This window comes from Neorhizobium sp. NCHU2750, from assembly GCF_003597675.1.
Taxonomy (GTDB): Bacteria; Pseudomonadota; Alphaproteobacteria; order Rhizobiales; family Rhizobiaceae; genus Neorhizobium.
This window is the reverse complement of the sequence record NZ_CP030832.1, coordinates 87,630-109,473: the sequence shown is the minus strand read 5'-3', so window position 1 is coordinate 109,473 and position 21,844 is coordinate 87,630. Positions and strand designations below refer to the sequence as shown.

The 21,844-nt window shown below is 60.9% G+C and carries 24 protein-coding genes; 15 read left to right on the top strand and 9 right to left on the bottom strand.

All coding sequences use genetic code 11. The features are described 5' to 3' along the window. The first annotated feature begins 62 nt into the window (after window positions 1-62). Window positions 63-263 (top strand): DUF2934 domain-containing protein, encoded by a 201-nt coding sequence (locus tag NCHU2750_RS31360; RefSeq protein ID WP_119945203.1) that lies wholly within the window; start codon window positions 63-65, stop codon window positions 261-263. Window positions 264-338: 75 nt separating this feature from the next. On the opposite strand, the gene NCHU2750_RS29685 is transcribed toward NCHU2750_RS31360, so the two are convergent. Beyond that, window positions 339-581, bottom strand: coding sequence for a DUF6894 family protein (locus NCHU2750_RS29685; RefSeq protein ID WP_119945202.1), 243 nt, complete (start codon window positions 579-581; stop codon window positions 339-341). A gap of 136 nt (window positions 582-717) precedes the next feature. Between NCHU2750_RS29685 and NCHU2750_RS29680 the strand changes: the two genes are divergently transcribed. Further along, a complete protein-coding gene (locus NCHU2750_RS29680; protein ID WP_119945201.1) occupies window positions 718-1,422 on the top strand; it encodes a Crp/Fnr family transcriptional regulator in 705 nt (234 codons plus the stop codon). A gap of 212 nt (window positions 1,423-1,634) precedes the next feature. Here NCHU2750_RS29680 and NCHU2750_RS29675 read toward each other — a convergent pair whose 3' ends face one another. Both NCHU2750_RS29675 and NCHU2750_RS29665 read right to left on the bottom strand, forming a co-directional pair. Then, complete coding sequence (locus tag NCHU2750_RS29675; protein WP_502703887.1) at window positions 1,635-1,940, bottom strand: response regulator; 306 nt, start codon at window positions 1,938-1,940, stop codon at window positions 1,635-1,637. A 466-nt stretch (window positions 1,941-2,406) separates the two neighbouring features. Next, window positions 2,407-4,248: a PAS domain S-box protein gene (locus tag NCHU2750_RS29665; protein WP_119945198.1), complete on the bottom strand. Its 1,842-nt coding sequence runs from the start codon at window positions 4,246-4,248 to the stop codon at window positions 2,407-2,409. Between the two features lie 245 nt (window positions 4,249-4,493). Between NCHU2750_RS29665 and NCHU2750_RS29660 the strand changes: the two genes are divergently transcribed. Next, window positions 4,494-4,742, top strand: a complete 249-nt coding sequence (locus tag NCHU2750_RS29660) for a hypothetical protein (protein ID WP_162939858.1) — start codon at window positions 4,494-4,496, stop codon at window positions 4,740-4,742. Between the two features lie 44 nt (window positions 4,743-4,786). Here NCHU2750_RS29660 and NCHU2750_RS29655 read toward each other — a convergent pair whose 3' ends face one another. From NCHU2750_RS29655 to NCHU2750_RS29645, 3 genes are all read right to left on the bottom strand, one after another. Continuing rightward, window positions 4,787-7,825 (bottom strand): PAS domain-containing protein, encoded by a 3,039-nt coding sequence (locus tag NCHU2750_RS29655; RefSeq protein WP_119945196.1) that lies wholly within the window; start codon window positions 7,823-7,825, stop codon window positions 4,787-4,789. A gap of 179 nt (window positions 7,826-8,004) precedes the next feature. Next, complete coding sequence (locus NCHU2750_RS29650) at window positions 8,005-8,430, bottom strand: response regulator (RefSeq protein ID WP_119945195.1); 426 nt, start codon at window positions 8,428-8,430, stop codon at window positions 8,005-8,007. Beyond that, entirely contained in the window at window positions 8,427-9,560 is a 1,134-nt protein-coding gene (locus NCHU2750_RS29645; RefSeq protein WP_119945194.1) for a PAS domain-containing protein, read from the bottom strand. The genes NCHU2750_RS29650 and NCHU2750_RS29645 overlap by 4 nt, the downstream gene beginning before the upstream one ends. A 234-nt stretch (window positions 9,561-9,794) precedes the next feature. Here NCHU2750_RS29645 and NCHU2750_RS29640 point away from each other — a divergent pair, with 234 nt between their 5' ends. The 4 genes from NCHU2750_RS29640 to NCHU2750_RS29625 all read left to right on the top strand — a co-directional run bounded on the left by NCHU2750_RS29640 (window position 9,795) and on the right by NCHU2750_RS29625 (window position 13,518). Then, window positions 9,795-11,942 (top strand): histidine kinase dimerization/phosphoacceptor domain -containing protein, encoded by a 2,148-nt coding sequence (locus tag NCHU2750_RS29640; protein WP_119945193.1) that lies wholly within the window; start codon window positions 9,795-9,797, stop codon window positions 11,940-11,942. A 59-nt stretch (window positions 11,943-12,001) separates the two neighbouring features. Beyond that, window positions 12,002-12,667, top strand: coding sequence for a hypothetical protein (locus NCHU2750_RS29635; protein WP_162939857.1), 666 nt, complete (start codon window positions 12,002-12,004; stop codon window positions 12,665-12,667). A 97-nt stretch (window positions 12,668-12,764) separates the two neighbouring features. Next, window positions 12,765-13,226, top strand: a complete 462-nt coding sequence (mscL, locus tag NCHU2750_RS29630; protein ID WP_119945303.1) for a large conductance mechanosensitive channel protein MscL — start codon at window positions 12,765-12,767, stop codon at window positions 13,224-13,226. 73 nt (window positions 13,227-13,299) lie between these two features. After that, on the top strand, window positions 13,300-13,518 hold the full coding sequence (locus NCHU2750_RS29625) for a hypothetical protein (protein WP_119945191.1): 219 nt from the start codon (window positions 13,300-13,302) through the stop codon (window positions 13,516-13,518). A gap of 80 nt (window positions 13,519-13,598) precedes the next feature. On the opposite strand, the gene NCHU2750_RS30770 is transcribed toward NCHU2750_RS29625, so the two are convergent. After that, window positions 13,599-13,763: a hypothetical protein gene (locus NCHU2750_RS30770; RefSeq protein ID WP_162939856.1), complete on the bottom strand. Its 165-nt coding sequence runs from the start codon at window positions 13,761-13,763 to the stop codon at window positions 13,599-13,601. Between the two features lie 206 nt (window positions 13,764-13,969). Here NCHU2750_RS30770 and ku (NCHU2750_RS29620) point away from each other — a divergent pair, with 206 nt between their 5' ends. After that, window positions 13,970-14,875: a non-homologous end joining protein Ku gene (gene ku, locus NCHU2750_RS29620; protein WP_119945190.1), complete on the top strand. Its 906-nt coding sequence runs from the start codon at window positions 13,970-13,972 to the stop codon at window positions 14,873-14,875. A 12-nt stretch (window positions 14,876-14,887) separates the two neighbouring features. After that, complete coding sequence (gene ku, locus NCHU2750_RS29615) at window positions 14,888-15,700, top strand: non-homologous end joining protein Ku (protein ID WP_119945302.1); 813 nt, start codon at window positions 14,888-14,890, stop codon at window positions 15,698-15,700. A gap of 3 nt (window positions 15,701-15,703) precedes the next feature. Here ku (NCHU2750_RS29615) and ligD read toward each other — a convergent pair whose 3' ends face one another. Together ligD and NCHU2750_RS29605 are read right to left on the bottom strand one after the other, a co-directional pair. After that, entirely contained in the window at window positions 15,704-18,343 is a 2,640-nt protein-coding gene (gene ligD, locus NCHU2750_RS29610) for a DNA ligase D (protein ID WP_119945189.1), read from the bottom strand. Between the two features lie 8 nt (window positions 18,344-18,351). After that, the gene (locus tag NCHU2750_RS29605) at window positions 18,352-18,639 is read right to left on the bottom strand and encodes a hypothetical protein (RefSeq protein WP_119945188.1); all 288 of its coding nucleotides are present in this window, start codon (window positions 18,637-18,639) and stop codon (window positions 18,352-18,354) included. A gap of 125 nt (window positions 18,640-18,764) precedes the next feature. Between NCHU2750_RS29605 and NCHU2750_RS29600 the strand changes: the two genes are divergently transcribed. The 6 genes from NCHU2750_RS29600 to alaE all read left to right on the top strand — a co-directional run bounded on the left by NCHU2750_RS29600 (window position 18,765) and on the right by alaE (window position 21,791). Then, complete coding sequence (locus NCHU2750_RS29600; RefSeq protein ID WP_119945187.1) at window positions 18,765-19,166, top strand: DUF2177 family protein; 402 nt, start codon at window positions 18,765-18,767, stop codon at window positions 19,164-19,166. Between the two features lie 4 nt (window positions 19,167-19,170). Beyond that, on the top strand, window positions 19,171-19,695 hold the full coding sequence (locus NCHU2750_RS29595; RefSeq protein WP_119945186.1) for a hydrolase: 525 nt from the start codon (window positions 19,171-19,173) through the stop codon (window positions 19,693-19,695). A 354-nt stretch (window positions 19,696-20,049) separates the two neighbouring features. Then, complete coding sequence (locus NCHU2750_RS29585) at window positions 20,050-20,325, top strand: hypothetical protein (RefSeq protein ID WP_119945185.1); 276 nt, start codon at window positions 20,050-20,052, stop codon at window positions 20,323-20,325. 4 nt (window positions 20,326-20,329) lie between these two features. Beyond that, a complete protein-coding gene (locus NCHU2750_RS29580; protein WP_119945184.1) occupies window positions 20,330-21,007 on the top strand; it encodes an SOS response-associated peptidase in 678 nt (225 codons plus the stop codon). Next, window positions 21,004-21,333 carry a hypothetical protein gene (locus NCHU2750_RS29575; RefSeq protein ID WP_119945183.1) on the top strand — a complete coding sequence of 110 codons (330 nt, stop codon included), beginning with the start codon at window positions 21,004-21,006 and terminating at the stop codon, window positions 21,331-21,333. Before NCHU2750_RS29580 ends, NCHU2750_RS29575 begins: the two co-directional genes overlap by 4 nt. Further along, on the top strand, window positions 21,330-21,791 hold the full coding sequence (gene alaE / locus NCHU2750_RS29570) for an L-alanine exporter AlaE (protein WP_119945182.1): 462 nt from the start codon (window positions 21,330-21,332) through the stop codon (window positions 21,789-21,791). Before NCHU2750_RS29575 ends, alaE begins: the two co-directional genes overlap by 4 nt. Window positions 21,792-21,844: the final 53 nt, after the last annotated feature.

The following is a 21,844-nucleotide window of genomic DNA, read 5'->3' as shown; positions in this document are numbered from 1 at the left end:
ATCACCCTTCGCGGCTCTGACGGGATCAGCAATTCGAGAATGACAGCAACTGGGTGGCGAGGATGTCTTCGCTTTCCTGCAGGGAGGTTAAAATGGACGAAAATCGTGAGGAATGGATTGCTCGTCGAGCTTACGAGCTGTGGGAGCAGGCTGGACAGCCAGAGGGTCAAGAGCATGAGCATTGGTCCCAGGCCAGCGCCGAATGGGATGCTCGACCGGACGCAGTCGAGCCTGAACGCCCCTCATGGGACGACGAAGAGTAATCTGAATGCAGGTGCGTAGGCGGGTGATCGACCTCACCCGCCGTTCATGCGTATTTCTTACTTAGGCTGATTATTTTAACCTTGGTGCAGCCGAAGCACGTCGCGAAACTTGACGGTATCCACGACAGCACCGCTCTCGTCGGTCAGCTCAAAAGATTGCCCATCGATTTCCTCTCCATTCAAAACCCGCTGGGACAAAAGCTCGCGCGCCGAGCGAACGGCTTCTGCTCGTGCCGTTTCGACGTCCTGGAACTCGGCACCTTCCGGATCCTTGGACAGCCGATCTCCATCGCGAATATGGAAATAAAGTCGGATCATGTTTCACTCCCTGATAGCTCCTGCATAACTTGAGAGAGCCTCATAGGTTTCCTGCGAACCTTTTGTTTTTATGGATATCTCGGTTTGCCGCGCTAGGTAGCTGGATAGACCCACGCCGGGAACCGGAGCTGATCTCATGAGCTGGACGACAAACAGGATCCTATCGATGCTCTCGGACGATGTCGTCACACGTCTAAGGCCTCATCTTGAGCCAGTCGAGTTGCAGCAGGGCGAGCACTTGTTTGAATCCGATCAGCAGCTAAGCCACGTGTTCTTTTTCGAAGGAGGACTGTCCTCTGAAATTGCCGGTGGAAAAGGTGCCAAGACCATCGAAGTCGGTTGTATAGGTTTGGAAGGGTTCTCGAGCGTTCCGGCGATCCTCGGCGTCGACAGCACACCGCATTTCGCGTTCATGCAATGCGGTGGTCCCGCCTTGAGAGTTGAGGTTGATGCGCTTCGTGCTGCAATGCGCGAAGACCGCCCATTGCGCGAACTTTTGATGCGTTACGCACATGTCTTCCTGATCCAGGTCGCCACAACCGCTCTCGCCGATGGGCGATACGGCGTCGAACGGCGGCTTGCGCGTTGGGTACTGATGGCGCGCGATCGGATAGGCCACGAATTGCCACTGACGCATGATTTTCTGGCTCTTATGCTCGGTGTTCGCCGCCCGAGCGTCACAGATGCGCTTCATCGTCTCGAAGGCAGACATGCAATCAAGGCGGAGCGAGGCCTCGTCGTGATCAAGGACATCGAAAAGCTCAAGGAGCTAGCGAGCCCAATCTACGGCATTGCAGAGAAGGAATACGAGCGGCACATCCGGCCCGACTGGCGGTACTAGCCGCCCATGATCCAGACCCCGCTTAATAAGTGGAAAAGTAGCGCCGGGAAAAGCGATGTCCATCGCGCATCCATCAATCCGAGACTGAAGCCCCGATAGCCCTCCGACCTTCCTCACGAACGACGCGAGGGACCACCGGGCGGCATATGATGTCTTCCGATGCAGAACGTCACGGCGCGTGCGGCTTACCCTCGCCCTACGACGAAGAATGACTATTGAGAGGACATCCGCTTCATCGTCGCGATGACCTCGCCGTGGCTGTACGGCTTCGGGAAGAAAACGGTCCGGGCCGGGATGCTGCTGTCGTCCAGCCGAAACTTACCTGACGTGATGATGATCTTGATCGGCGGCCAGCGGTCCCTGATCGCCGCTGCCAGCTTGAGGCCGTTCATGGAGCCGGGCATGTCGATGTCGGTGAACACGACGACAATGTCGGTCCTTGCTTCGAGGATCGCGATCGCCTCGTCGGCGTCGCGGGCCTCGACCGGATCGAAGCCGGCCTCCTCGACCAGTTCCATTGCCATCATCCTTAGGAGCGGCTCATCTTCCACTACAAGGATCGGCTTGCGCTTTGGTTGCTGATACTGCCCCATCGTCATTCCGTATGCTGAAGCTGCGCCAGGGTTGCCGTCATCTCGGCCTTGAACCCCGAGGGCTGATAACTCGTCACCACGCCCCCTGTTCCGATGAGACCCATCCGGATGAGCTTGGAGCCGAACCCGTTCCGGGACGGCTCCTGCACCGGCGGCCCGCCGTCCTCCGCCCAGACGAGCCGGAATACGGCCTCGGGACCTGCTCCCTCGACCATCCAGTCTAGCTTGATTCGCCCGGCTTCATTGGAGAGCGAGCCATACTTGACGGCATTCGTGGCGAGTTCGTGGAGAACCAGCGAGAGTGACAGCGCGCCCTTCGGCCCGACGGTGATGTCCGGGCCCTCGGCGTCGAGCCGGTCGCTCGGTACGACGCGCTGGAGGGTGGAGGAGATCAGCCTGCTGATAGGCGCAGAGTTCCAGTACTTGTCGAAGAGGATGTCGTGGGCTGAGTAAGGGCCTGGATGCGGTTTTCCAATGCCTGGACCGGTTCCCGGTCGGTGACGGGGCGCAGCGTCTGCATCGCGATCGCCTGGACCATGGCCAGTGTGTTCTTCAGGCGATGGCTCATCTCCCTGTTGATGACCGTCTGCATCTCCTCCTCGGCCTTGCGGTCGGTGATGTCGGAGACGGCGACGACGGCGCCTGTCAGTCGACCACCCGTGTCCTTCACAGCTTCTCCGTCGACGGAAAGCCAGATGTCAGATCCGTCAGGCCGCGTGTAGCGAACCTCGAGGTAGGACTCCTCAGCGCTTCCTGAGGTGATGATTGCAAGAGGATATTCCTCTGGCCGCACCGGACGGCCATCGGCATGCCATGCCTTGAACTCGGCGTATTCCTCGCGCGACTGGGCGATCAATGCGTCGTGGCCGATCATGTCCACGAGGCGGCGGTTCTGCATAACGATGCGGCCGGACGGCGCCTCCGCCAGAAGGACGCCGACCGGCATGCTCTCGATCACGGTCTGGAGCAGCTTCTCGCGGTTTTCGAGTGCGGCCTCCATCCCGATGCGTTCGGTGATCTCCAGGAAGAGAATGACGAAGTCGTCCCCCTGCAGCGGATGAACATGGCCCTCGTAGGTCCGGCCGATCGCGCCAACCTGCCTTACGAAGACGTTCGGGCGACCGGTGTCGAGAGCACGTGTGACCTCGGTGATCCACTCTTCTTCGATGCCTGGAAACAGCTCTCGGATCGTCCGGCCGACCGCCTCGTCGGCACGCAGGCCAACAAATTCGCCCCATGCCCGGTTCACGTCCTTGTAGCGCCAGTCGACGACCCTGCCCTCGGCGTCGCGCACCGCCGTCCCGAGAATGAAACCCTCCGACATCTGCTCAAATAGGCCGCGCCAATAGGTCTCGCTTTCGCGCAGTTCGATCTCGGCACGCTTCCTTGCCGTTACATCGGTGACGAGGGAGGCAATATGATCGTCGTCTATCTTGCGGATCCGGTTTTCAAACCAGCGTCCTCCGAGCGACGACACCGTGTTGGCGTGTTCGACGAGTTCTCCCGTTCTCAGCACGCGGTCGTATGGCGGAAGCATCTCCGGCAGCGCCTCGGGAACCAGGTCGGACAGGCGTGTCCCGACGACCGCCGCCGCGGTGAAGCTGGTGAGGCGTTCGAACGCGGCATTGACCTCCTGGAACTCGACATCTGTCAGGATGCCGTTGTCGCCTCGGATCGCGCGGGCGACGTAGTAGCCTTCCTGCATCTCCTCAAAGAAGCTGCGATAGCGGACTTCGGACAGGAAGATCGAGATTTCGCGTTCAACGACCTTCGCCAGGGATTTCAGACAGTCGAGATCGCGCTCCGTCCAGTCGCGCGGCTCGCTGTCGATGGCAGCCAGCGCGCCTGCAATCTCCCCTGTCGGCAATGCGACCGGCACGCCCAGATAGGCCACGACGCCGAGATCGCCGATCGCCATGTTGTGCTTGACGAGCTCATCGATGTTCGCGTCGCGAACGATGAAAGTCTCGTTTGTCTCGACCACATGCTGACAAAACGAGTGCGTCATCGGAGTCTCGCCGCGAGACGCCCACGGCTCTGGAAGACCGCAATGGCCTGCGAAAACCTGACGGTCGGAGTCCACGATCGAGATGATCGCGACAGGAGCGTCCAGCATCGTGCGGACGTGGTCCGTAAGGACGCCGAACTGCTCTCTGCCGGGACGGTTTAGAAGACCGCTGCGCCGCAGGACGGAAAGCCTGCTCGTTGAGTTGATGCCTGAAAAGTTGCTCATGTGCCCAAGTAATTAGGGGGGATGCGCATGGAGTGAAGGGCTTGATGGCAAGTATCTGCACCGGAAATTCGTTGCTGGATCTTGCTGCTCATTCACGAATGCACCACGCACCAGCGGCCGACCGCCGCGCGGCATGCGAGGGACGAGTGACTTGCAAAGCGGGCACAATGCTGAGGCAAGCTCCAGATGGTTGGGAGGTGACGTCGCACCACCTATATGTCGGCGACCATTACCAAGGGGACGACATGAAGGACTTTCTGCACGCAACGCTGATGCCAGGCGATCTCGAGATTGTCGCGGCTGCACTCGATGGCTGGAGCCGTCAGCAGAGCGTTGCGAGGAATATGCCGGAGTTCGAGATGGCAGCGTCCGCAATCCTGAACCTGTTCCGGGAAGGCAACCGAGACCTCACGTCGCTTCAGGCTGCGATCGCCCGACACAAGTGGCTGTCGGTCGACATGGCTGGAAGTCCGACCGACCAAAGCGCCGCCTGAGTGCGTGGCGCTTGCGGATTTCCGAGTGCTCGCCCCGCCCTTGGTCACGCTCCATCGCGTGACGTCCGCTGGGCATCACCGATCGCGAGCCGAAGGGCATCTTCATCGTAGGGCTTGCTCAGAAGTACCGCGTTCTCCGCGCCGTCGGGCTTGTGGTTCTCGCCAGTGGCAAGGATGACGCCCATGTCCGGAAAAAGCTCTCGGATCTTTACCACAAGCTCGCCGCCGCGCATGTCCGGGAGCCCGAGATCCGTCACAAGAAGGTCGACGCCCCCCTTCGCCACGATGTGAAGGGCCTCGCCGCCGGAACCGGCTTCGACCACCTGATGGCCGATGTCCATCAGCATTTCGGCGGTGTTCATCCGAATGAGGATATCGTCCTCGACCAGAAGAATGTTCAGCGACGGCCCGCTTGTCGGGGCGACGACGATCGGGTTCGCGGAGAGCGTCTGCGCCACAGCCTGCTCCCGCTGCTTCTGGTTGTTGATGAGATGCCGGAGCCTTCGCGCTAGAGCTTCCCGCGTGTAAGGCTTCGAAAGCAGCTCGACCCCGGCATCGAGACGACCACCATGGACGATGGAGTTCTCGGTATAGCCGGAGGTAAACAAGATGATGAGGTTCGGAAGCCGTTCCTTGGCGCGACGGGCCATCTCGCGGCTCTTGAGCGGGCCGGGCATTACGACATCGGTGAAGACCACGTCGATCGGGATGCCACTTTCCACGACCGTCAGGCCAGCCTGTGCGTCCTTCGCCGTCAGCACGCGGTAGCCGAGTTCGCCGAGCATCTCGACGACGGTTCCCCGCACGTCCTCGTCGTCCTCGACCACGAGGATGGTCTCCTGACCGCCCTCGATCGGACCTTTGTTGATCACGACTTCGCGGTCTTCGTCGGCAAGCGCCCGCGGCAGGTAGATGCGGACGGTTGTCCCCTGCCCGACCTCGCTGTAGATTTTCACATGGCCGCCGGACTGCTTGACGAAACCGTAGACCATTGACAGGCCGAGACCGGTGCCCTTGCCTTCCGGCTTCGTGGAGAAGAAGGGTTCGAAGACCTTCTCGATGATTTCGGGCGACATGCCGGAGCCAGTGTCGCTCACTGCGATCATGACATACTGGCCGGGTTCGACCTCGTCATGGGTGCTAGCGTAATCCTGGTCGAGGAATGCGTTCGATGCCTCGATGGTCAGCCGGCCGGTTCCCTCCATAGCGTCGCGGGCGTTGATGGCGAGGTTCAGGACGGCGTTTTCGACCTGGGTCGGATCGGCGAAGGTGTTCCACAGGCCGCCGGCTGTCGCGACCTCGACTTCCACGGCCTCTCCGATAGACCGGCGCAGAAGGTCTTCCATGCCGACGAGGAAGCGGCCGAGATTGACGACCTTCGGCTCGAGGGGCTGACGACGACCGAATGCGAGAAGTTGGCTCGCGAGCTTCGCGCCTCGGCTCACGCCGCCGAGCGCATTGGTGACGCGGCGTTCGGCCCGTTCGTTGCCCGCGACGTCCTTGACGAGAAGGTGAAGATTGCCGCCGATGACTTGCAGCAAGTTGTTGAAGTCGTGCGCGACGCCGCCGGTGAGCTGGCCGAGTGTCTCCATCTTCTGAGCCTGTTCGAGCGCGCGACGGGACCGGAGAAGTTCCGAGGTGCGCTCCTCAATCCGCTCCTCGAGCGTTGCGTTGAGGGTCGCGAGCGCGGCCTCGTTGCGCTTAGCGTGATCGATGTCGGTATTGGTGCCGACCCATCGTTGGATGGTGCCATCTTCCCCAGTGATCGGGACTCCACGGACGAGATGCCAGCGATAAGCGCCATCGACGCGCATGATCCGGCATTCTGCCTGAAAAATGCCGCCGGACGCCATGGCCGACTTCCAAAGGTCGCCAAGTTTTGGGAGGTCTTCAGCATGGACGAGCGGCCAGAGGCCTTGCCCCGTCAGGCCACCTGCTTCGACGCCCGAGTATTCGTATGCCCGGTCGTTGAACCAGGTGGGAATGCCTTCGGCGTTCGCGATCCAGACATGATTCATCATGGACTGCGACAGCGTCCGGAACTCGGCTTCGCTGGCCTTGAGCGCGTTCTCGAACTTGCGCTGTTCGCTGCGGTCGCTGAACAGAATGGCGACGTGGTCGGAGCCGGGGCCGTCAGTCGGAAAGGCTTGGACTTCGTAGAAGAAGCCGAGCGCGGCCGCCTCGTGGACAAAGGATGTCTTCTGCTGGCTGCGGGCGACCTCTCCGTAGATGTCGAACCAGTACTGCTCGTGGTTGGGTGCGATGTCGCGCATCCGGCGGCCGACACCGTCCTCGATGCCCGTCTGCGCGACGAATGCCCTGTTGATCTCGATGAACTCATAGTCCACCGGCTTTCCAGCCTCGTCCCAGATCATCCGGATGACGCAGAACCCGGCATCGATGGCGTCGAAGAGCGAACGGTATCGAAGGTCGGACTTGGCGGCCGCCCGCTCGGCGGCACGTTTTCCTGTGATATCGAAAAGCACGCCTGGAAAACGAGTTGCCTGCCCGTCCTTGCCGGCGACGAGACGGCCTCGAGCGATGACATCTCGGATGGACCCGTCGGCATGACGCACGCGGTACTCGCAGCGGAATGCTTCTCCTGTTTGGAGCGTGTGCTGGATTTCGGCCGAGACCCGTGGCCGGTCCGCTTCAAGAATTCCATTCACGAAGGTATCCAGGGGAAGGCCACGCTTCGCCTCTACGGGATCGACGCCGAACGTATTTGCAAACCGCGCGTCCGCATAGACGTTGTCGCTCGTTACGTTCCAATCCCAGGATCCGATCACGTCCGAGTTCGTCAGGGTTAGCTCGAGCTGTTCCTGCGCGTTCATCCGCGCCGTCGATCTCAGGGCCAGCGCCTGCAGGCTACCAGGAACGGGAGCGCTCGATACGACGAGCTCGATTTGGGAGCCGTCCTTCCTGCGGTATGTCCAGTCAGTTCCAGCGCGCAGCGCTTCGAACCGCGTGCCGACGACTTCATTCTCATCCCTACCGAGGATACGTGTCGCCCCTTCCGTCCATCCGGCGATCTTGCGGTCTGCGTCGAGGAAGACGAGCGGCGGGGATTCTAGCGTGTCCATCTAATGCTGAAGTCTCACAGGTTGCTAGGGGCGGTATCATCCCAAGCCATTGACGGCAACGATCGTCGTCGAGACGGGTCGCTTCGCCAAGGTCGGAGGGAATGCGGCATATATGGAGAAATGGGCGCCGAATTCAATCCGGTAGAAACCCTTACATCACCACCAAGAGACCGGTGGGTTCAGGCATACTTCTTACCCGCCATCACATCGTCCGCCAGCACAAGACTGGCTGGCGGTTCGGCGGATTCGTCGCCTGCGACGATGGACGAGATATATGTCAGGGCGTTTTTCATGCCATTCATGGTGTAGGGCTTCTCGATGGCACCCAGCGCGCCCGCGAAATCAGCCGGGATCTTCTTGATATTGCCGCTAACGAACACGTAAGGAATGCCCATCTTGGCGAGATTTCGGCCGACATCGATGCCGGTCGGTCCGTCCTGCAGATGGATATCGACGAACGCGAAGTCTGGGCGCCCCGTTTCCATCTCCCTGCGCGCCTGCTCGCTGTTCATGGCAAGCCCGGTCACCTGATGGCCAGCCATCTCGACTTCGCTCTCCAGCTCCATCGCGAGAAGCATCTCGTCTTCGACAATCATCACCTTCAATGCGCCTGCTCCTGATTTCCATCGACGAGGAGATTGACCTCCACCGTCGTCTTTCCGTGTTCCGTCCGTCGCTCGATCGTGGCGTCGAGCTGCTTCGCCGAGGCGTCGAGCAGCATCCGGCCGAACTCCGCCGCTTCACGATCGACCTCGATCTGTTCGGAGGTATCTTCGACCCTGATGTGGAAGTGGCCGTTCGTGCGGCGGACCTCGACATGGATGTCCCCGCCGCCGTCGCTGAGGCCACGGCGGACGGCATCTCCCACGATCTCGTTGACGATCAGGGAGAGCGGTGTCGCCTTCACGGCCGGCACGAAGACGGGCGACAGTTCGAGTGTCAGCCGGATGTCCTTGCGGCCGGTCGCGCCAACGAGATCGGTGACGAGTTCGCGCGTGAAGTCCGACATGTCGAACTTGGAAACGTCGTCCAATGTGAAGAGTTTCCGCTGGACGGTGCTCAGGGCTTCGATCCTGTTAAGGACGGACATCAGCGTCTGCTTTTGGGCTTCGTCCTTCGTCACGCGCGCCTGCATCTTCACGATGGAGGCCATCGTCAGAAGGTTGTTTTTCACGCGATGGTCGACCTCATGGACGAGCAGCGAGCGGGCTGCCAACCCCTTGCGGAGTTCCGCCGTGTGCTTGGCGACCTCCGCTTCGGCCTTGTGGCGAGCAGCCGCCAGATCAGCCTCGCGGCTCTTCACATTGGTGAAGTCGAGCTGGGAGGCGAAGAAGTAGACGATCTTGCCGGCCTCGTCGCGGACGGGGCTGATGAAGACGGCATTCCAGAAGGGGCTGCCGTCTTTCTTGTAGTTGAGGATGTCGACGGCGACGTCCTCCCCCGCGGCGATCGCATCGCGGATCTTCGCCACGGTTTCGGTGTCTGTGTCGGGACCCTGCAGGAACCGGCAGTTCCGACCGATCACGTCCTCGTCGGAGTAGCCGGAAAGCTTCAGGAAGGCCGCATTGCAGAAGATGATGGGATTGTCGTGCTGGTGCGGATCGGTGACGATCATCGGCATGCGCGTTGCCTTGAACGCGGCCGCGAACGGGTCCTCGCTCACATGTCCTGCGACGAGGCGGTCGCCTGCGTTTCTTGCGTCTGTCTGATGCTGCTGTTCGTCCTGCCCCGACATTCCTGATCCTGTAATTCTGTAGAGAAACCCAAATGACCCGGCGGCGTTTTGGTTCCGAGCGGACAACTAGGGCGTGGTTAACAATTCGACAATTGCCACGAATCCGTTACTCCACTGATTTTACGCGACTTATCAGTCCGGACCTGATACGACGTTCTTGCAAAGTTCCGGTGAAGTGCCGGTACACGCCTTCCGTACGCGGTCGAACGCCTGATCACAGGCAGGAAGACGACCATGCTGAACGAAGCCGTTCCCCGCGACGCCGACGTTACGTCGTGCGATCTCGAACCCATTCACATTCCGGGCTCCATCCAGCCGCACGGCATCATGCTGGTTGCCGACCGCAGCCTGACCGTTGTCGGGGCTGCAGGCGACGTGGAAGGCAGGCTGTCGAAAGGCTGGGCAGATCGACCTCTCGCTGATCTGATCGGTGCCGAATGCGCCAGCAAGGCTGCCGAGGCCGACGACAGCGGCCCTGTCATCCTTGGGCGAGTAGACGGTCCCGCAGGAGCGATGAACGCCTTCGCCTATCGGTCCGGCGACAAGCTCGTCGTCGAGATGGATGCCGGGGAAGCCGAACCCACCTTAAGCGCGCCCTTCCTGTTCGGTCTCGATGCCGCGGTCAGCGTGTTCGAACGGTCGGCGACGGTCGACGCCCTCTGCAGGCAGGCCGCAAGGACGTTCCGGGAGCTGACGGGCTACGGCCGCGTCATGATCTACCAGTTCATCGATGGCGACGCGGGCGTGGTCGTCGGCGAGAGCCTCGACGATGCGTCCACGAGCTTCATGAACCATCACTTCCCAGCCTCGGACATTCCGAAGCAGGCCCGCGCGCTCTACATCCGCAACAAGGTCCGCGTCATCCCGGACGTGGGATACGTGCCGCAGCCGATCCGCTCGGTATCGGAAGACCTCCGAGAACTTGACCTCAGCGATTCCACGCTGCGCAGCGTCTCGCCGGTCCACATCCAGTACCTGAAGAACATGGGCGTCGCCGCCTCGGCGTCGGTCTCCATCGTCAAGGACGGCGTCCTCTGGGGACTGGTGGCTTGCCATCATCATGAGCCGAAGGAAATCCCGCTCAACATCCGGATCGCCTGCCGGGCCATCGCCGGATCGCTCGCCCGCCAGATCCGGGCGAAGGAAGAGGCCGAACTCTATCGCGAGCGCCTTCGCCTCCGGTCGCAGGAGGAGACGGTCCTTTCCAAGCTCGGCAACGACGGGACGCTCGGCGACTTCTTCGAGCGCTCGGGGCGCGAACTCGCCAAACTTCTGAATGCCGACGGCTTCGCGGCCGTCCAGGGTGGCGACCTCTACACCTTTGGAAAGTGCCCGGACAACATCGACATCCGCGAGGTCGCCGACTTCGTCCGGAAGCCGGCCGCCATGCAGCCGCTCGCCACTGCGAGCCTCGCTACCAAGCTGCCGGCTGCGAAAGCCTATGCCGACCGTGCGAGCGGCCTTCTCGCCGTCACCATGTCGACCGAGGTGCCGACCATCCTGATGTGGTTCCGCGCGGAGCATTTGCAGGTGCTTGAATGGGCCGGAAACCCGCACAAGGGCGTTCCGGCGGAACCGGGTGCGGTGCTGACCCCGCGGGCCTCCTTCGAGGCCTGGACGGAAGAGGTCCGCCACAAGGCGCAGGTCTGGTCGAACGGCGAGATCGATGCGGCCGGCCGGGTCGTGAAGCTGATGCTCGACCGCCGCAACGAGCTGCGGCTTCGGGAGCTGAACAAGGAACTGACGACAACCGTCGCCGAGAACGAAAGCCTGATCAGGCAGAAGGATTTCCTCCTGAAGGAGGTCAATCATCGCGTCCAGAACAGCCTTCAGCTCGTTGCCGCCTTTCTGCGTCTGCAGGGCAAGGCGTCGGGCGACGATGCGGTGCGGCTGCAGCTTGAAGAGGCCGACAAGCGCCTCAGCGCGGTAGCCCTCGTGCATCGCCGTCTCTATCGGGACGACAGCGTCGAAATCGTCGACCTCGCCCGCTATCTCGAGGACCTGCTTCACGAGATGCAGTTATCGATGGACGAGGCATGGGGCCGTCATCTCAACCTTGAGCTCGCGCCGGTACTGATCTCTACTGACCGCGCCGTCAATGTCGGCCTCGTGCTGACCGAGCTGGTCATCAATGCGCAAAAGTACGCCTACAAGGGCCGTCCGGGACCACTTTCCATCGTTCTCGAACAGCATCGTGACAAGTTCCGGTTGATCGTTTCCGACAGCGGCGTCGGCAAGAAGTCCGGCGGCGGCGGATCAGGGTTCGGCAAGCGCATGCTGGCAGCCATCATCGACAGGCTGAAGGGTACCATCGACGAGCAAGACAACCGTCCGGGTTTGCGGACGATCGTCACCGCGCCGATTGAGATCGAAGCCCACTGAAGCACGAAGGGCGCTCGACCCGTCGCCGGGAGCGCCCTCTTTATCCCGGACGACCACGAATGCGCGACATGATCGCTGCAGGCGGTCATCGACGACGTGTTGGTGAGCATCAGATGGGGACGCGGCATCGTTGGAAAGGTTTTGACCCATCGTGCGTCGCTGTCGGTGAGCAACTTTCCTGGAAACCGGGCGTTATCCGGGGGGAAGGAACCACAATGCACACATCCAAGGCGCGTCTGTATCGCGAAAACGAGTTCATGTCAGATGCCGATCTCCTAGAGGCAGCCGGCGGTTTGGTCGATGCCTTCCTCACGACGATCCGGGATCAGGCTCCAGGAAGCGATATCCTAGACACCGGCCTGCTGCCGAACAGTAAGACCCGTATCGAAAACGGATTCCGCCTATCTATCGTTACCGAGCCGCGACTTAACGTTCGCCGCCGGCTCGTTGCTGCCGGGAAGGTGCTCGCCCAGTTTCAGGACGATGTCGGATCGAGGATTTCGTTGAAGCCAGCAATTGATGGCGGCGGGGACGGTCTGTTCGGTGCCATGTCCTCTCGTCACCTTGAGCGGCTCCTGGCATTGATGGAAATAGATCACATCCGTCTGAGCGCGATGTTTGAGCACGCAGATGAGGTTGCTAACCGTCGCTTCGGAGTGTCGGTTCTGCCGGGCTTCCGCGATGACGGAACCTACAGATGGTACGGCCACGACCGACGGCACTGATCGCATCGGTGGCGATCAAGCGTCTTTTTGTCGGAACAACGCTCGGAGTTTCCACGTTCAGCCTGCTCCTCCCAAGAATACAAGGCTGAAAATGAGCATTATCAACGAGTTTAAGTCGTTCATCGCACGCGGCAACGTCATGGACCTCGCAGTCGGCGTTATCATCGGCGGGGCGTTTGGCGGCATCGTGAAGTCCCTGACAGACGATGTCATCATGCCGGTCGTCGGCGCGCTTTTCGGCGGCTTCGACTTCTCGAACTATTTTATCCCCCTTTCGTCCGCTGTGAATGCCCCGACGCTGGCGGCGGCCCGCGCACAGGGAGCAGTGTTCGCCTACGGCAACTTCATCACCGTGCTCATCAACTTCCTGATCCTCGCCTGGATCATCTTCCTGATGGTGAAGGGTGTAAACTTCGTTCGGCATCAGGTCGAGCACCACGAGAAGACTGGTGCGACACCGCCCGCCCCGCCTACGGCCGATGTCCGGCTTCTGACGGAGATCCGCGACCTGCTCGCAAAGAAGGACGACCCAGCAGCCGCGGTGCCCACGAAACTTTGATCCCGCAACCTCGTTAACCTTCGGCCCGGCACGCCCGCTAGGACTGCCGGGCAATTAATGAAAGGAATTGACAATGTCAAACATCGAGACAAATGCGCATCAGCTTGCCGAGCGCTATCTCGCGCTTGGTGGGAAACGCCTCTCGAAGCTGGACGACAACATCGTCAGCACCCGGAAATGGGAAGACGAGCCAGTCGAGGCGTCACGGTTCTGGAAGGAGCACATCGCCTCGCTTCCTGAAGATCAGCGAAGCCAGGTCGAGACGCTCCTGCCTTCGATGAACGACAAGTAGCCCTTGTCGCATACCGGGCATTCGCGACATAGCTCACCCAGAGCTTGTTCGAAATTTGTCAGTTTGCTCTCGCGTTGCGGTCACGGAGATAGGCATTCTTCGCAGATGCCGCATCCGTCGTCGTCCATGCAGGATGCGGGGCGGCGGCGCTCGCAGCAGAGGCAGGTCCTCGAATCCATGCCGTCGTCTTCGCGCTCGGGCGGAATGATATCGATCAACAGGTTCGACAACTGATCGTCGGGCATGGGTGCTCTCGTCACGGGGGTATACTGGAGATGGGAACCCAGGCGCCGCTCTGCAAGCAGTCTGTCTTATCGACACGGCGCTGAACTCCTGAATCAATCTCTGAGCGCGGATTCCTAAGCCATTGAATTTTGATTCGTTTCGACTCGGAACGAATCACTCGCTCGCACCTTTGAGTCGCCATCCAGGAGATTCGGAGTAGAAGCGTATGGCAGGGCATCGAGCGCAGTGGAAAGGCTTCCTGAAGGTCGGTGAAGTGAGCTGCGGCGTCGCGCTCTACACGGCGGCATCGACATCGGACCGGATCACTTTCAACACCATCAACACCACGACCGGAAACCGCGTGAACCGCGTCTTCGTCGACAGCGAGAGCGAGGAGCCTGTCGAGAAGGATCACCAGGTGAAGGGCTTCGAGCTTGAGAACGGTCGCTACGTCCTGATCGATCCGGAGGAGATCGCTGCGACAATCCCCGAGAGCAACAAGACGCTTGAGATCGAAGCCTTCATACCATGCGGTACGGTCGACGACGTCTACTTCGACAAGCCCTACTATCTCACCCCGGACAAGACCTCCGGCGACGCCTTCGCCCTGCTGCGTGACGGCATGAAGGCGGACAAGGTCGCAGCCATCGCCCGGACGGTGCTGTTCCGCCGGATGCGGACGGTGCTCATCCGGCCGCATGGCAAGGGACTGATCGCATCCACCCTGCAATACGACTACGAGGTCCGCTCGTCGAAGAAGGCTTTCGAGAGCGTGCCGAAGATCAAGATCGAAGGCGAGATGCTGGACCTCGCCAAGCACATCATCTCGACCAAGATCGGCGAGTTCGATCCGGCGAGCTTCGACGACCGTTACGAAGAGGCGCTCGCCGCGCTGGTCAAGGCGAAGATTGAAGGCAAGCCGCTGCCGAAGAGGAAGAAGGTAGAGGTCTCGAAACCGAACGACCTGTTGGCCGCTCTCCGTGAGAGCGCAGGGCTCGCGAAGAAATCCGACGAGAAACCGAAACGCACTGCGGCCAACGCCAACAAGGGCACGGGCCGGCAGGGCGCTGCGCGCGGGGCGGCCCGGAAGTCCGCCGCTTCCAAGGCCGCTCCGCAGCGCAAGGCCGGGTGAGGAGTAATGACGATGGCACTCCGTCCATACTGGAAAGGCTACCTGAAGCTCTCGCTCGTCACATGTCCGGTCGAGATGATGCCGGCGACTTCAGAATCCGAGAAGGTCCGTTTCCACACCATGAACAAGGAGACCGGCAACCGGGTGATGGCCCAGTATGTGGATTCCGTCACGGGCAAGCCGGTGCCGGATTCAAAGCAGGGCAAGGGCTACGCCCGCGGCGAGGACGACTACGTGGTGTTGACCGACGACGAGATCGATGCCGTCGCGCTGGACACGGTCAAGACGATCGACATCTCACGGTTCGTGCCGGCAGACAGCATTCCATGGATCTATCTTGAGAAGCCGCACTACCTGACGCCCGGCGATAAGGTCGGCGACGAAGCGTTCTCGGTCATCCGGGAAGCCATGAAGGCTTCCAAGGTCGTCGGAATTTCCAAGCTGGTCGTCGGCCGTCGAGAACGTGCGGTCGTCCTCGAGCCACGGGACAACGGGATCTTGCTCTGGACCCTGCGGTTCGGTGACGAGGTACGGCCCGAGGGCGACTACTTCGAGGACATCGGCGAAGAGGCGGATGACGACGCCCTGCCCCTGGTTCGGAAGCTCATCAAGCAGAAGACGAAGGCATGGTCGCCGAAGATGGTCAGCGATCCGATCCAGGATGCGCTGCTCGCGCTCATCGACGAGAAGAAGAAGTCCCTCAAGCCCGTGAAGAAGACGAAATCGAAGAAGAGCGAGCCCGCCGCGGCCTCGAACGTCGTGAACATCATGGATGTCCTGCGCAAGTCGATCGAGCGCGATGAGAAAAAGAAGAAGGCAAGCTGAGGCTTAGCGTAGCGTTCTGATCGCGGCGGCGAGCGACCTCGCGGAGCTGTCATAGTCCGCCCATGCTTCGCTCTTCTTCAGCAATGACGGCACGCTCCGCACCGTGAACTTCATTGGATCGAGGCCGACCTTCACCTGTGACCAGGTCAGGGGCATCGAAACCGATGCGCCGGGTCTGGCGCGCGGGGACAGCGGCGCGACCGCGGTCGCCATCCTGTCGTTGCGCAGATAGTCGAGGAAGATGCGGCCGTTGCGCAGCTTCTTCGCCATCTTGATCAGATAAAGGTCCGGCTTCTCCTGCGCCATCTGTTCGCAGAGACGGCGAGCAAATTCCTTCGCCTCGTCCCATCCGGGCGACTTTCCTCTGGCTGCCTTGAGCGGTACGACGACATGCAGGCCCTTGCCACCTGTCGTCTTGCAGAAGCCAACCAGCCCGAGCTTGTCGAGCCTGTCACGAAGCTCGCGGGCGGCTTCAACGACCGTGTCGAATTCGACGCCGGGTCCCGGATCGAGATCGAAGACCAGTCTCCCTGGAACTTCAGGCTTGTCGGGAATGCAATTCCACGGATGCAGTTCGAGCGCACCCGCCTGCGCGAGATCGGCCAGTCCTTCGACGCGGTCGATCTGCAGGTACGGCTTGCGATCTCCGGAGACTTTCACGAGCTCGAGCAGGTTGGAAGTTCCGGGCATCGCATGCCGCTGGAAGAACTGCTGATGGCCGACACCATCGGGCGCTCGGACGACGGAACACGGTCTTCCGCGGACATGTTCGATCAGCCACGGACCGACCGCCTCGAAATAGAGAGCGAGGTCTTGCTTGGTGACAGGCGGATCGGTGTCGCTCCACAGGGCCTTGTCCGGATGGGAAATTAGGACGCCCATGACCTCGGCCTTGGCGTTCTTCCGGGATTGCTTCGGAGGTGATCTCTGCCTGGATGTCGCATCAGGCGCGGCGTCCGGTTCCGGCGTTTCGTGATCAGGAGATGAGGGCCGCTCCGTCGTCACTTCATGTGCGGGCTTGTCTTCCCGCAGACCTTTGAAGGCGCCTTGGCGAACCTGTTCGTCGGCGGTCCAGCCGGCGAACTGAATTTCGGCGACGAGTTCCGGTTTGACCCAGTGGATCTCGGCGGTCTTCTTCGGTGCGCCTATCCCTGTGAAGGGCGACCGGGTGGTGAGCAGCGGCTGCAGCTTCTCCGTCAGCATTGCCGCCCTGCCCGCACCGAAACCTGTGCCGACACGGCCGACATAGACGAAGTGATCGTCGCGGTAGACGCCTGCCAGAAGCGACCTGAACGTATCGCCATTGGTGGCATATCCGCCGATGACAACTTCATGACCGGCCCGGCATTTCGACTTTACCCAGCTATCGCTCCGACCCGACCGATAGGGCGCGTCGACCTTCTTCGAGACGATGCCCTCCAGCGAGAGGCGACAGGCGGAACGAAGAACGGCGTCGCCACCGGTCTCGAAATGATCGACGAACCTGAGACGCTCTCCTGCATCTGCGTTTTTCAACAGTGTCTCCAGCCTGAATTTCCGCGCCTTCAGCGGCTGGTCGCGAAGGTCGTCGCCTCCCTCGAACAGGAGATCGAAGGCGAAGAAGACCAGGCTTTCCGTCTTGCCCTCCGACAAGGCCGCCTGAAGGCTGGCGAAGTCCGGCGCGCCGTTCTCGTCGAGTGCGCAGACCTCGCCGTCGATGATGGCATCGGCTAGGTCGCTGGCATCGGCGGCGATCTGCTTGAAGCGCTTCGTCCAGTCCAGCCCCTTGCGGGTCAGCAGGTGGACGGTGCCGCCCTCGATGCGCATCTGAACCCTGTACCCGTCGAACTTGATCTCGTGCAGCCATCCCTTGCCCGACGGCGGCCGGTCCTCCGACCTGCAGAGCTGCGGCGGGATGAACGGCGGCATCGCGCCTTCGCCCTTCCGCGAGCATCGGGGCGCGGCACCCTTCTCAGTTTTCTTGCGCTCCTCCGCTGCCAGTCCCTCGCTGCTGTCCCAGACGGCGTCGGCTGGAACGGCAGGGGCCGTCAGCATGAACGGTTTCGGTTTCCGACCTCTGCCCGAAGCGATGGCTGACATGGCCCGACCAGACGCGACCGACGTTTTCTTCCGCTCAAGGATGACATCACCGTTTCCATTCACCGCGGTATCGTCATGATGCTTGATGAGGAGCCAGTTCGTACGCTTGCCCCCGTCGCGGTCCTTCTTCATCCGGACGAGTACGAAGCTGCCCTTTAGGCGGTCACCGTCGAGGACGAACTTCAGGTCGCCCTTCTTCAAGGCTTGCTCCGGGGAAATATCGCCATCCGGCTCCCAGTAGCCGCGGTCCCAAAGCATGACCGTCCCGCCGCCATACTCTCCCTTGGGGATCGTGCCTTCGAAGTCGCCGTAGTCGAGTGGATGGTCCTCGACCTCGACTGCGAGGCGCTTGTCCGCCGGATCCAGAGAAGGACCGCGGGTGACGGCCCAGGACTTGAAGACGCCGTCGAGTTCCAGCCTGAGGTCATAGTGCAGCCGGGTCGCGTCGTGCTTCTGGATGACGAACCGCAAGCGCTTCGAGGGGCGGACCTCCACGGTCCCGTACGGCTCCGTCGTCTTTTGGAAGTCGCGCTTGCTATGATAGGTGGAGAGCCTCGTCGTCATCGATGGCCTCAGTGGCCGATATCGAGGATGTCGCTTCGCCGCCCGGTCCGAGCGCGTTTGAAGGCGTCGATCAGACCTGCCACTGTCTTCTCAGCGCCGAGTTCGTCGATGATCGGGACCGGATCGACGGCGATCGCTTCGAGAACCTCCACGCCTGCCCCATGTGCTGCGGCATCCACGATCGCTTCGCGTGTTTCGATCTCCGACTTCAGACGAAGATACAGCGCATGGATCAGCGCCTCGTCGAGTGCGAGATCTTGCTTCAGCCGGTCGATTTCAGTGCTCTGAATTTCCATGACTCCTTAAAGGCATCCGACCGTGCGAAGTTCCGAAGGCCGTCAATAAGATGTTCAGGTTCGCCGCGGAACCACGCGCGCCGGTGCGCGGTTTCTGCTCAACGCCACACAAGGAGAGTAGCCGAATGAAGACGATGGGCATTGCATATGTTGGGACGTTGATTTCCTTTCTTCTGATCGACGCCATCTGGCTTGGTCTCGTCGCCCGGAGCTTCTATCAGCGTCAGCTCGGCGACATGATGCTTCCCTCCCCCAACTTCGGCGTCGCCGCGGTCTTCTATCTATTCTTCGCCGTCGCCATCGTCGTGCTTGCGGTTCGTCCCGGTCTCGAGGTCGGGTCGATCTGGACTGCAGTCGGGTACGCGGCGGTTCTGGGCCTGGCTGCCTACGGCACCTACGACATGACGAACCTGTCGACGCTCAAGAATTGGCCAGTCCCGATGACCATCGCCGATCTGATCTGGGGCACCGTCCTGACGAGCGTGGCCAGCGCGTGTGGATACGCTGCCGCCCGCTACTTCGGCTAGTACCATGCTCTTCTTCACAGGCGATACGCATTTCGGCGACCCCCGCGTGCTTCGAATTGACCGGCGGCCATTTTCGAACATGGCGGAGCACGACGCGGAGCTCATCGGCAACTGGAACAGAGTCGTTGGCAAAGATGACGAAGTCTGGCATCTTGGCGACTTCATGTCTGCGAAGACAGGCGACTGTGCGGAGCTGCTGGCATCACTGAACGGTCTCAAGCATTTGATCGTCGGCAACAACGATCCCGAGACGACGACGGGTTCGCAAGGCTGGACCAGCGTCCAGCACTACGCGGAGCTCCGCGCCCACGATCATCATCTCATCCTGTGCCACTATGCGTTTCGCACCTGGAACCAGATGGGCAAAGGATCGATCGACCTTCACGGTCATTCCCATGGACGGCTCAAACCGGTTCCGCGACAGTTCGACGTCGGCGTTGACGCTCAAGGACTGCGGCCTGTATCGCTCGCGGAGGTTCTTTCCAGCAGAAAGAGTGGAAAGGTTCCACCCGCGGACGCGGTGCCTTGACCGGGGGGCGGGAAAATCGCCACATGCGAAGTCTCCGACAATCAGGTTCAAAAGGCCAAGGTGCCCGCGTGACAGACGAGATTGCGATTGACCATGATGATCTCCGCGCGGGATCTTACTATTGGGCGCGACGCTTCATAGAAGACGATGCCGAGGTAGTCCAAGTTTCCGACATCTTCGGTCGGGACAGGCAGTACTGGTCCGTTGCAGTGATTGGTTCGGACCAACATCGCAGCCTGTCCGAATTTACATTCTTGATCAGGCTCATTAGGCCTTGAGGGGCATGCGGCATTAGTTTTTTGGAGCGCTGGTGGTTGTGGTGCTTACAAGGATCGGCCACTGCATCGAAATCCGATGAAGCGGCGCCTTGACGGCGGCCTGCGCGAACCCATTCTCTTTAGAATGAAGTCGATCCAACCACCGCCGAACACCTTTGACCCCGACCGATTCCTGCGGTGCCAGGAAGCGATGTCCGATGGCGTATCCGACGTCGCCCTAGCCGCGATCAAAGCGGGATGGCAGGCGGAGGAGGTCGCCGCCGCGCTGGTCGAGCTGGCCGACAACATCATGCTCGGAATGATTGCCAACCGTCAGGTGGCGATCGATCTCGCATCCATGGAAAGGAAGTGACCACATGTGCGGAAGGTTCGTGCTCCAACATGAATGGCAGGCCTTCAAGGACATGTTCGATCTCCCATGGGACCACGAGCGTGGTCGCAATACTCAGGCACGCTTCAACATTTCGCCGACACAGGATGTCCTCATCGTTCATAACGACGACAACGGCCAGCAGACCGCTCAGACCGCGCGCTGGTGGCTTGTGCCGCATTGGGCGACGGAGATGCCGAAGGCGGCCATGTTCAATGCAAGGATCGAGACAATTGGCACCTCCCCCGCCTTCCGAGATGCTTTCAAATCCCGGAGATGCCTGATCCCCGCTGATGGATTCTATGAATGGACGGTCAGCGAGGATGACGGCAAGAAGGACCCATGGCTTACAACCCAGCCGGATCAAGCACCGTTCGCCTTCGCGGGGCTATGGGCGCACAATTCCAAGCTGGATGTCACGAGCTGTACGATCGTTACCATGCCGGCTGCAGAGCCGATGGCGAAGATTCACAATAGGCAACCTGCGATCCTCGACCCTGCCGTCTTCGCGGAGTGGCTTAATCCAAAGACCTCCGGCGCTCGGGCGAAGGAACTCTTGGAGAAAGAGAATTTAGATGGTCGGCTCGAATTCCATCGGGTGTCGAGGGATGTGAACTCGTCGAGGTTCACCGGGAAACCCGCGCCAGAGGTCAACCCACTGTGACGGTGACGACCGACCTAGTTGCTGATTTTGTCCGGGCGGCGAACCGACTACAGCAGGTGCCAGCGCAGGAGCGGCAACATCTACTCGAGCGTGGGATCACGGTGTCCGAAGCGATGCGCGGTCTCCTCGTGAAGACCGGCAAGATCGCTCCTTTCGACGAGGCTTTGGAAAGCGTCGTCGTCGACATCGCCCGCAACATCATCGAGGTGCCCGACGAAACCGTGTCCAAGGCCCTGCTTGCACTCGCAGGTCAGATCCGCACCCTCCGGATACTGAACCACGAGCCGCCCGCAATCCGAGCCCGGAACGGGGCGGGCAAGCCATGACCGATTTATCACGAGCTACCGATAGACGGCTTGAGTTCCTTGCCGATACCGTTGCGCTGCTGTTGTTCTTCACGGCCACAGGCGCTCTGAACGAACGGTTCGTGGCCGGGATGCAGTGGGACCAGGTTCTCCATGCCCGTATCCTTGGCGCGGTCCTTATGGTGCCGGTCGCCCGCCCCTATGGAATCTGGCGCGACTGGGTGATGCGTCGAGCCTCGGACAGCCGACTATCGCGCACGCTTTGGGACAGCGTCGCGCTCGTAACCTTTCAGGTGCCGATCTACGCCGCCATCATCGCGGTGAATGGTGCAAGTGGTATCGGGCTTCTGTCCGGCATAGTCGGAGCGACGGTGATGATGCTGGTGCTTGGGCGCCCTTACGGTGCATTCCTAAACTGGGTCAGGGGAATGTTCGGTCTTCCTGCAGGCGGCGAGAGACCCATGAGCCGCAGCGAATGAAAGACCTGCTCCACGGTAAGGTCTCGAGTTCGCCCCTTTAATGTAAAAGCGCC

Coding starts and splice junctions, on each gene's coding strand:
- NCHU2750_RS31360 (WP_119945203.1), top strand. CDS start 63: ATGTCTTCGCTTTCCTGCAGGGAGGTTAAAATGGACGAAAATCGTGAG.
- NCHU2750_RS29685 (WP_119945202.1), bottom strand. CDS start 581: ATGATCCGACTTTATTTCCATATTCGCGATGGAGATCGGCTGTCCAAG.
- NCHU2750_RS29680 (WP_119945201.1), top strand. CDS start 718: ATGAGCTGGACGACAAACAGGATCCTATCGATGCTCTCGGACGATGTC.
- NCHU2750_RS29675 (WP_502703887.1), bottom strand. CDS start 1,940: ATGGAACTGGTCGAGGAGGCCGGCTTCGATCCGGTCGAGGCCCGCGAC.
- NCHU2750_RS29665 (WP_119945198.1), bottom strand. CDS start 4,248: ATGAGCAACTTTTCAGGCATCAACTCAACGAGCAGGCTTTCCGTCCTG.
- NCHU2750_RS29660 (WP_162939858.1), top strand. CDS start 4,494: ATGAAGGACTTTCTGCACGCAACGCTGATGCCAGGCGATCTCGAGATT.
- NCHU2750_RS29655 (WP_119945196.1), bottom strand. CDS start 7,825: ATGGACACGCTAGAATCCCCGCCGCTCGTCTTCCTCGACGCAGACCGC.
- NCHU2750_RS29645 (WP_119945194.1), bottom strand. CDS start 9,560: ATGTCGGGGCAGGACGAACAGCAGCATCAGACAGACGCAAGAAACGCA.
- NCHU2750_RS29640 (WP_119945193.1), top strand. CDS start 9,795: ATGCTGAACGAAGCCGTTCCCCGCGACGCCGACGTTACGTCGTGCGAT.
- NCHU2750_RS29635 (WP_162939857.1), top strand. CDS start 12,002: ATGCGCGACATGATCGCTGCAGGCGGTCATCGACGACGTGTTGGTGAG.
- NCHU2750_RS29625 (WP_119945191.1), top strand. CDS start 13,300: ATGTCAAACATCGAGACAAATGCGCATCAGCTTGCCGAGCGCTATCTC.
- NCHU2750_RS30770 (WP_162939856.1), bottom strand. CDS start 13,763: ATGCCCGACGATCAGTTGTCGAACCTGTTGATCGATATCATTCCGCCC.
- ku (WP_119945190.1), top strand. CDS start 13,970: ATGGCAGGGCATCGAGCGCAGTGGAAAGGCTTCCTGAAGGTCGGTGAA.
- ku (WP_119945302.1), top strand. CDS start 14,888: ATGGCACTCCGTCCATACTGGAAAGGCTACCTGAAGCTCTCGCTCGTC.
- ligD (WP_119945189.1), bottom strand. CDS start 18,343: ATGACGACGAGGCTCTCCACCTATCATAGCAAGCGCGACTTCCAAAAG.
- NCHU2750_RS29605 (WP_119945188.1), bottom strand. CDS start 18,639: ATGGAAATTCAGAGCACTGAAATCGACCGGCTGAAGCAAGATCTCGCA.
- NCHU2750_RS29600 (WP_119945187.1), top strand. CDS start 18,765: ATGAAGACGATGGGCATTGCATATGTTGGGACGTTGATTTCCTTTCTT.
- NCHU2750_RS29595 (WP_119945186.1), top strand. CDS start 19,171: ATGCTCTTCTTCACAGGCGATACGCATTTCGGCGACCCCCGCGTGCTT.
- NCHU2750_RS29585 (WP_119945185.1), top strand. CDS start 20,050: ATGAAGCGGCGCCTTGACGGCGGCCTGCGCGAACCCATTCTCTTTAGA.
- NCHU2750_RS29580 (WP_119945184.1), top strand. CDS start 20,330: ATGTGCGGAAGGTTCGTGCTCCAACATGAATGGCAGGCCTTCAAGGAC.
- alaE (WP_119945182.1), top strand. CDS start 21,330: ATGACCGATTTATCACGAGCTACCGATAGACGGCTTGAGTTCCTTGCC.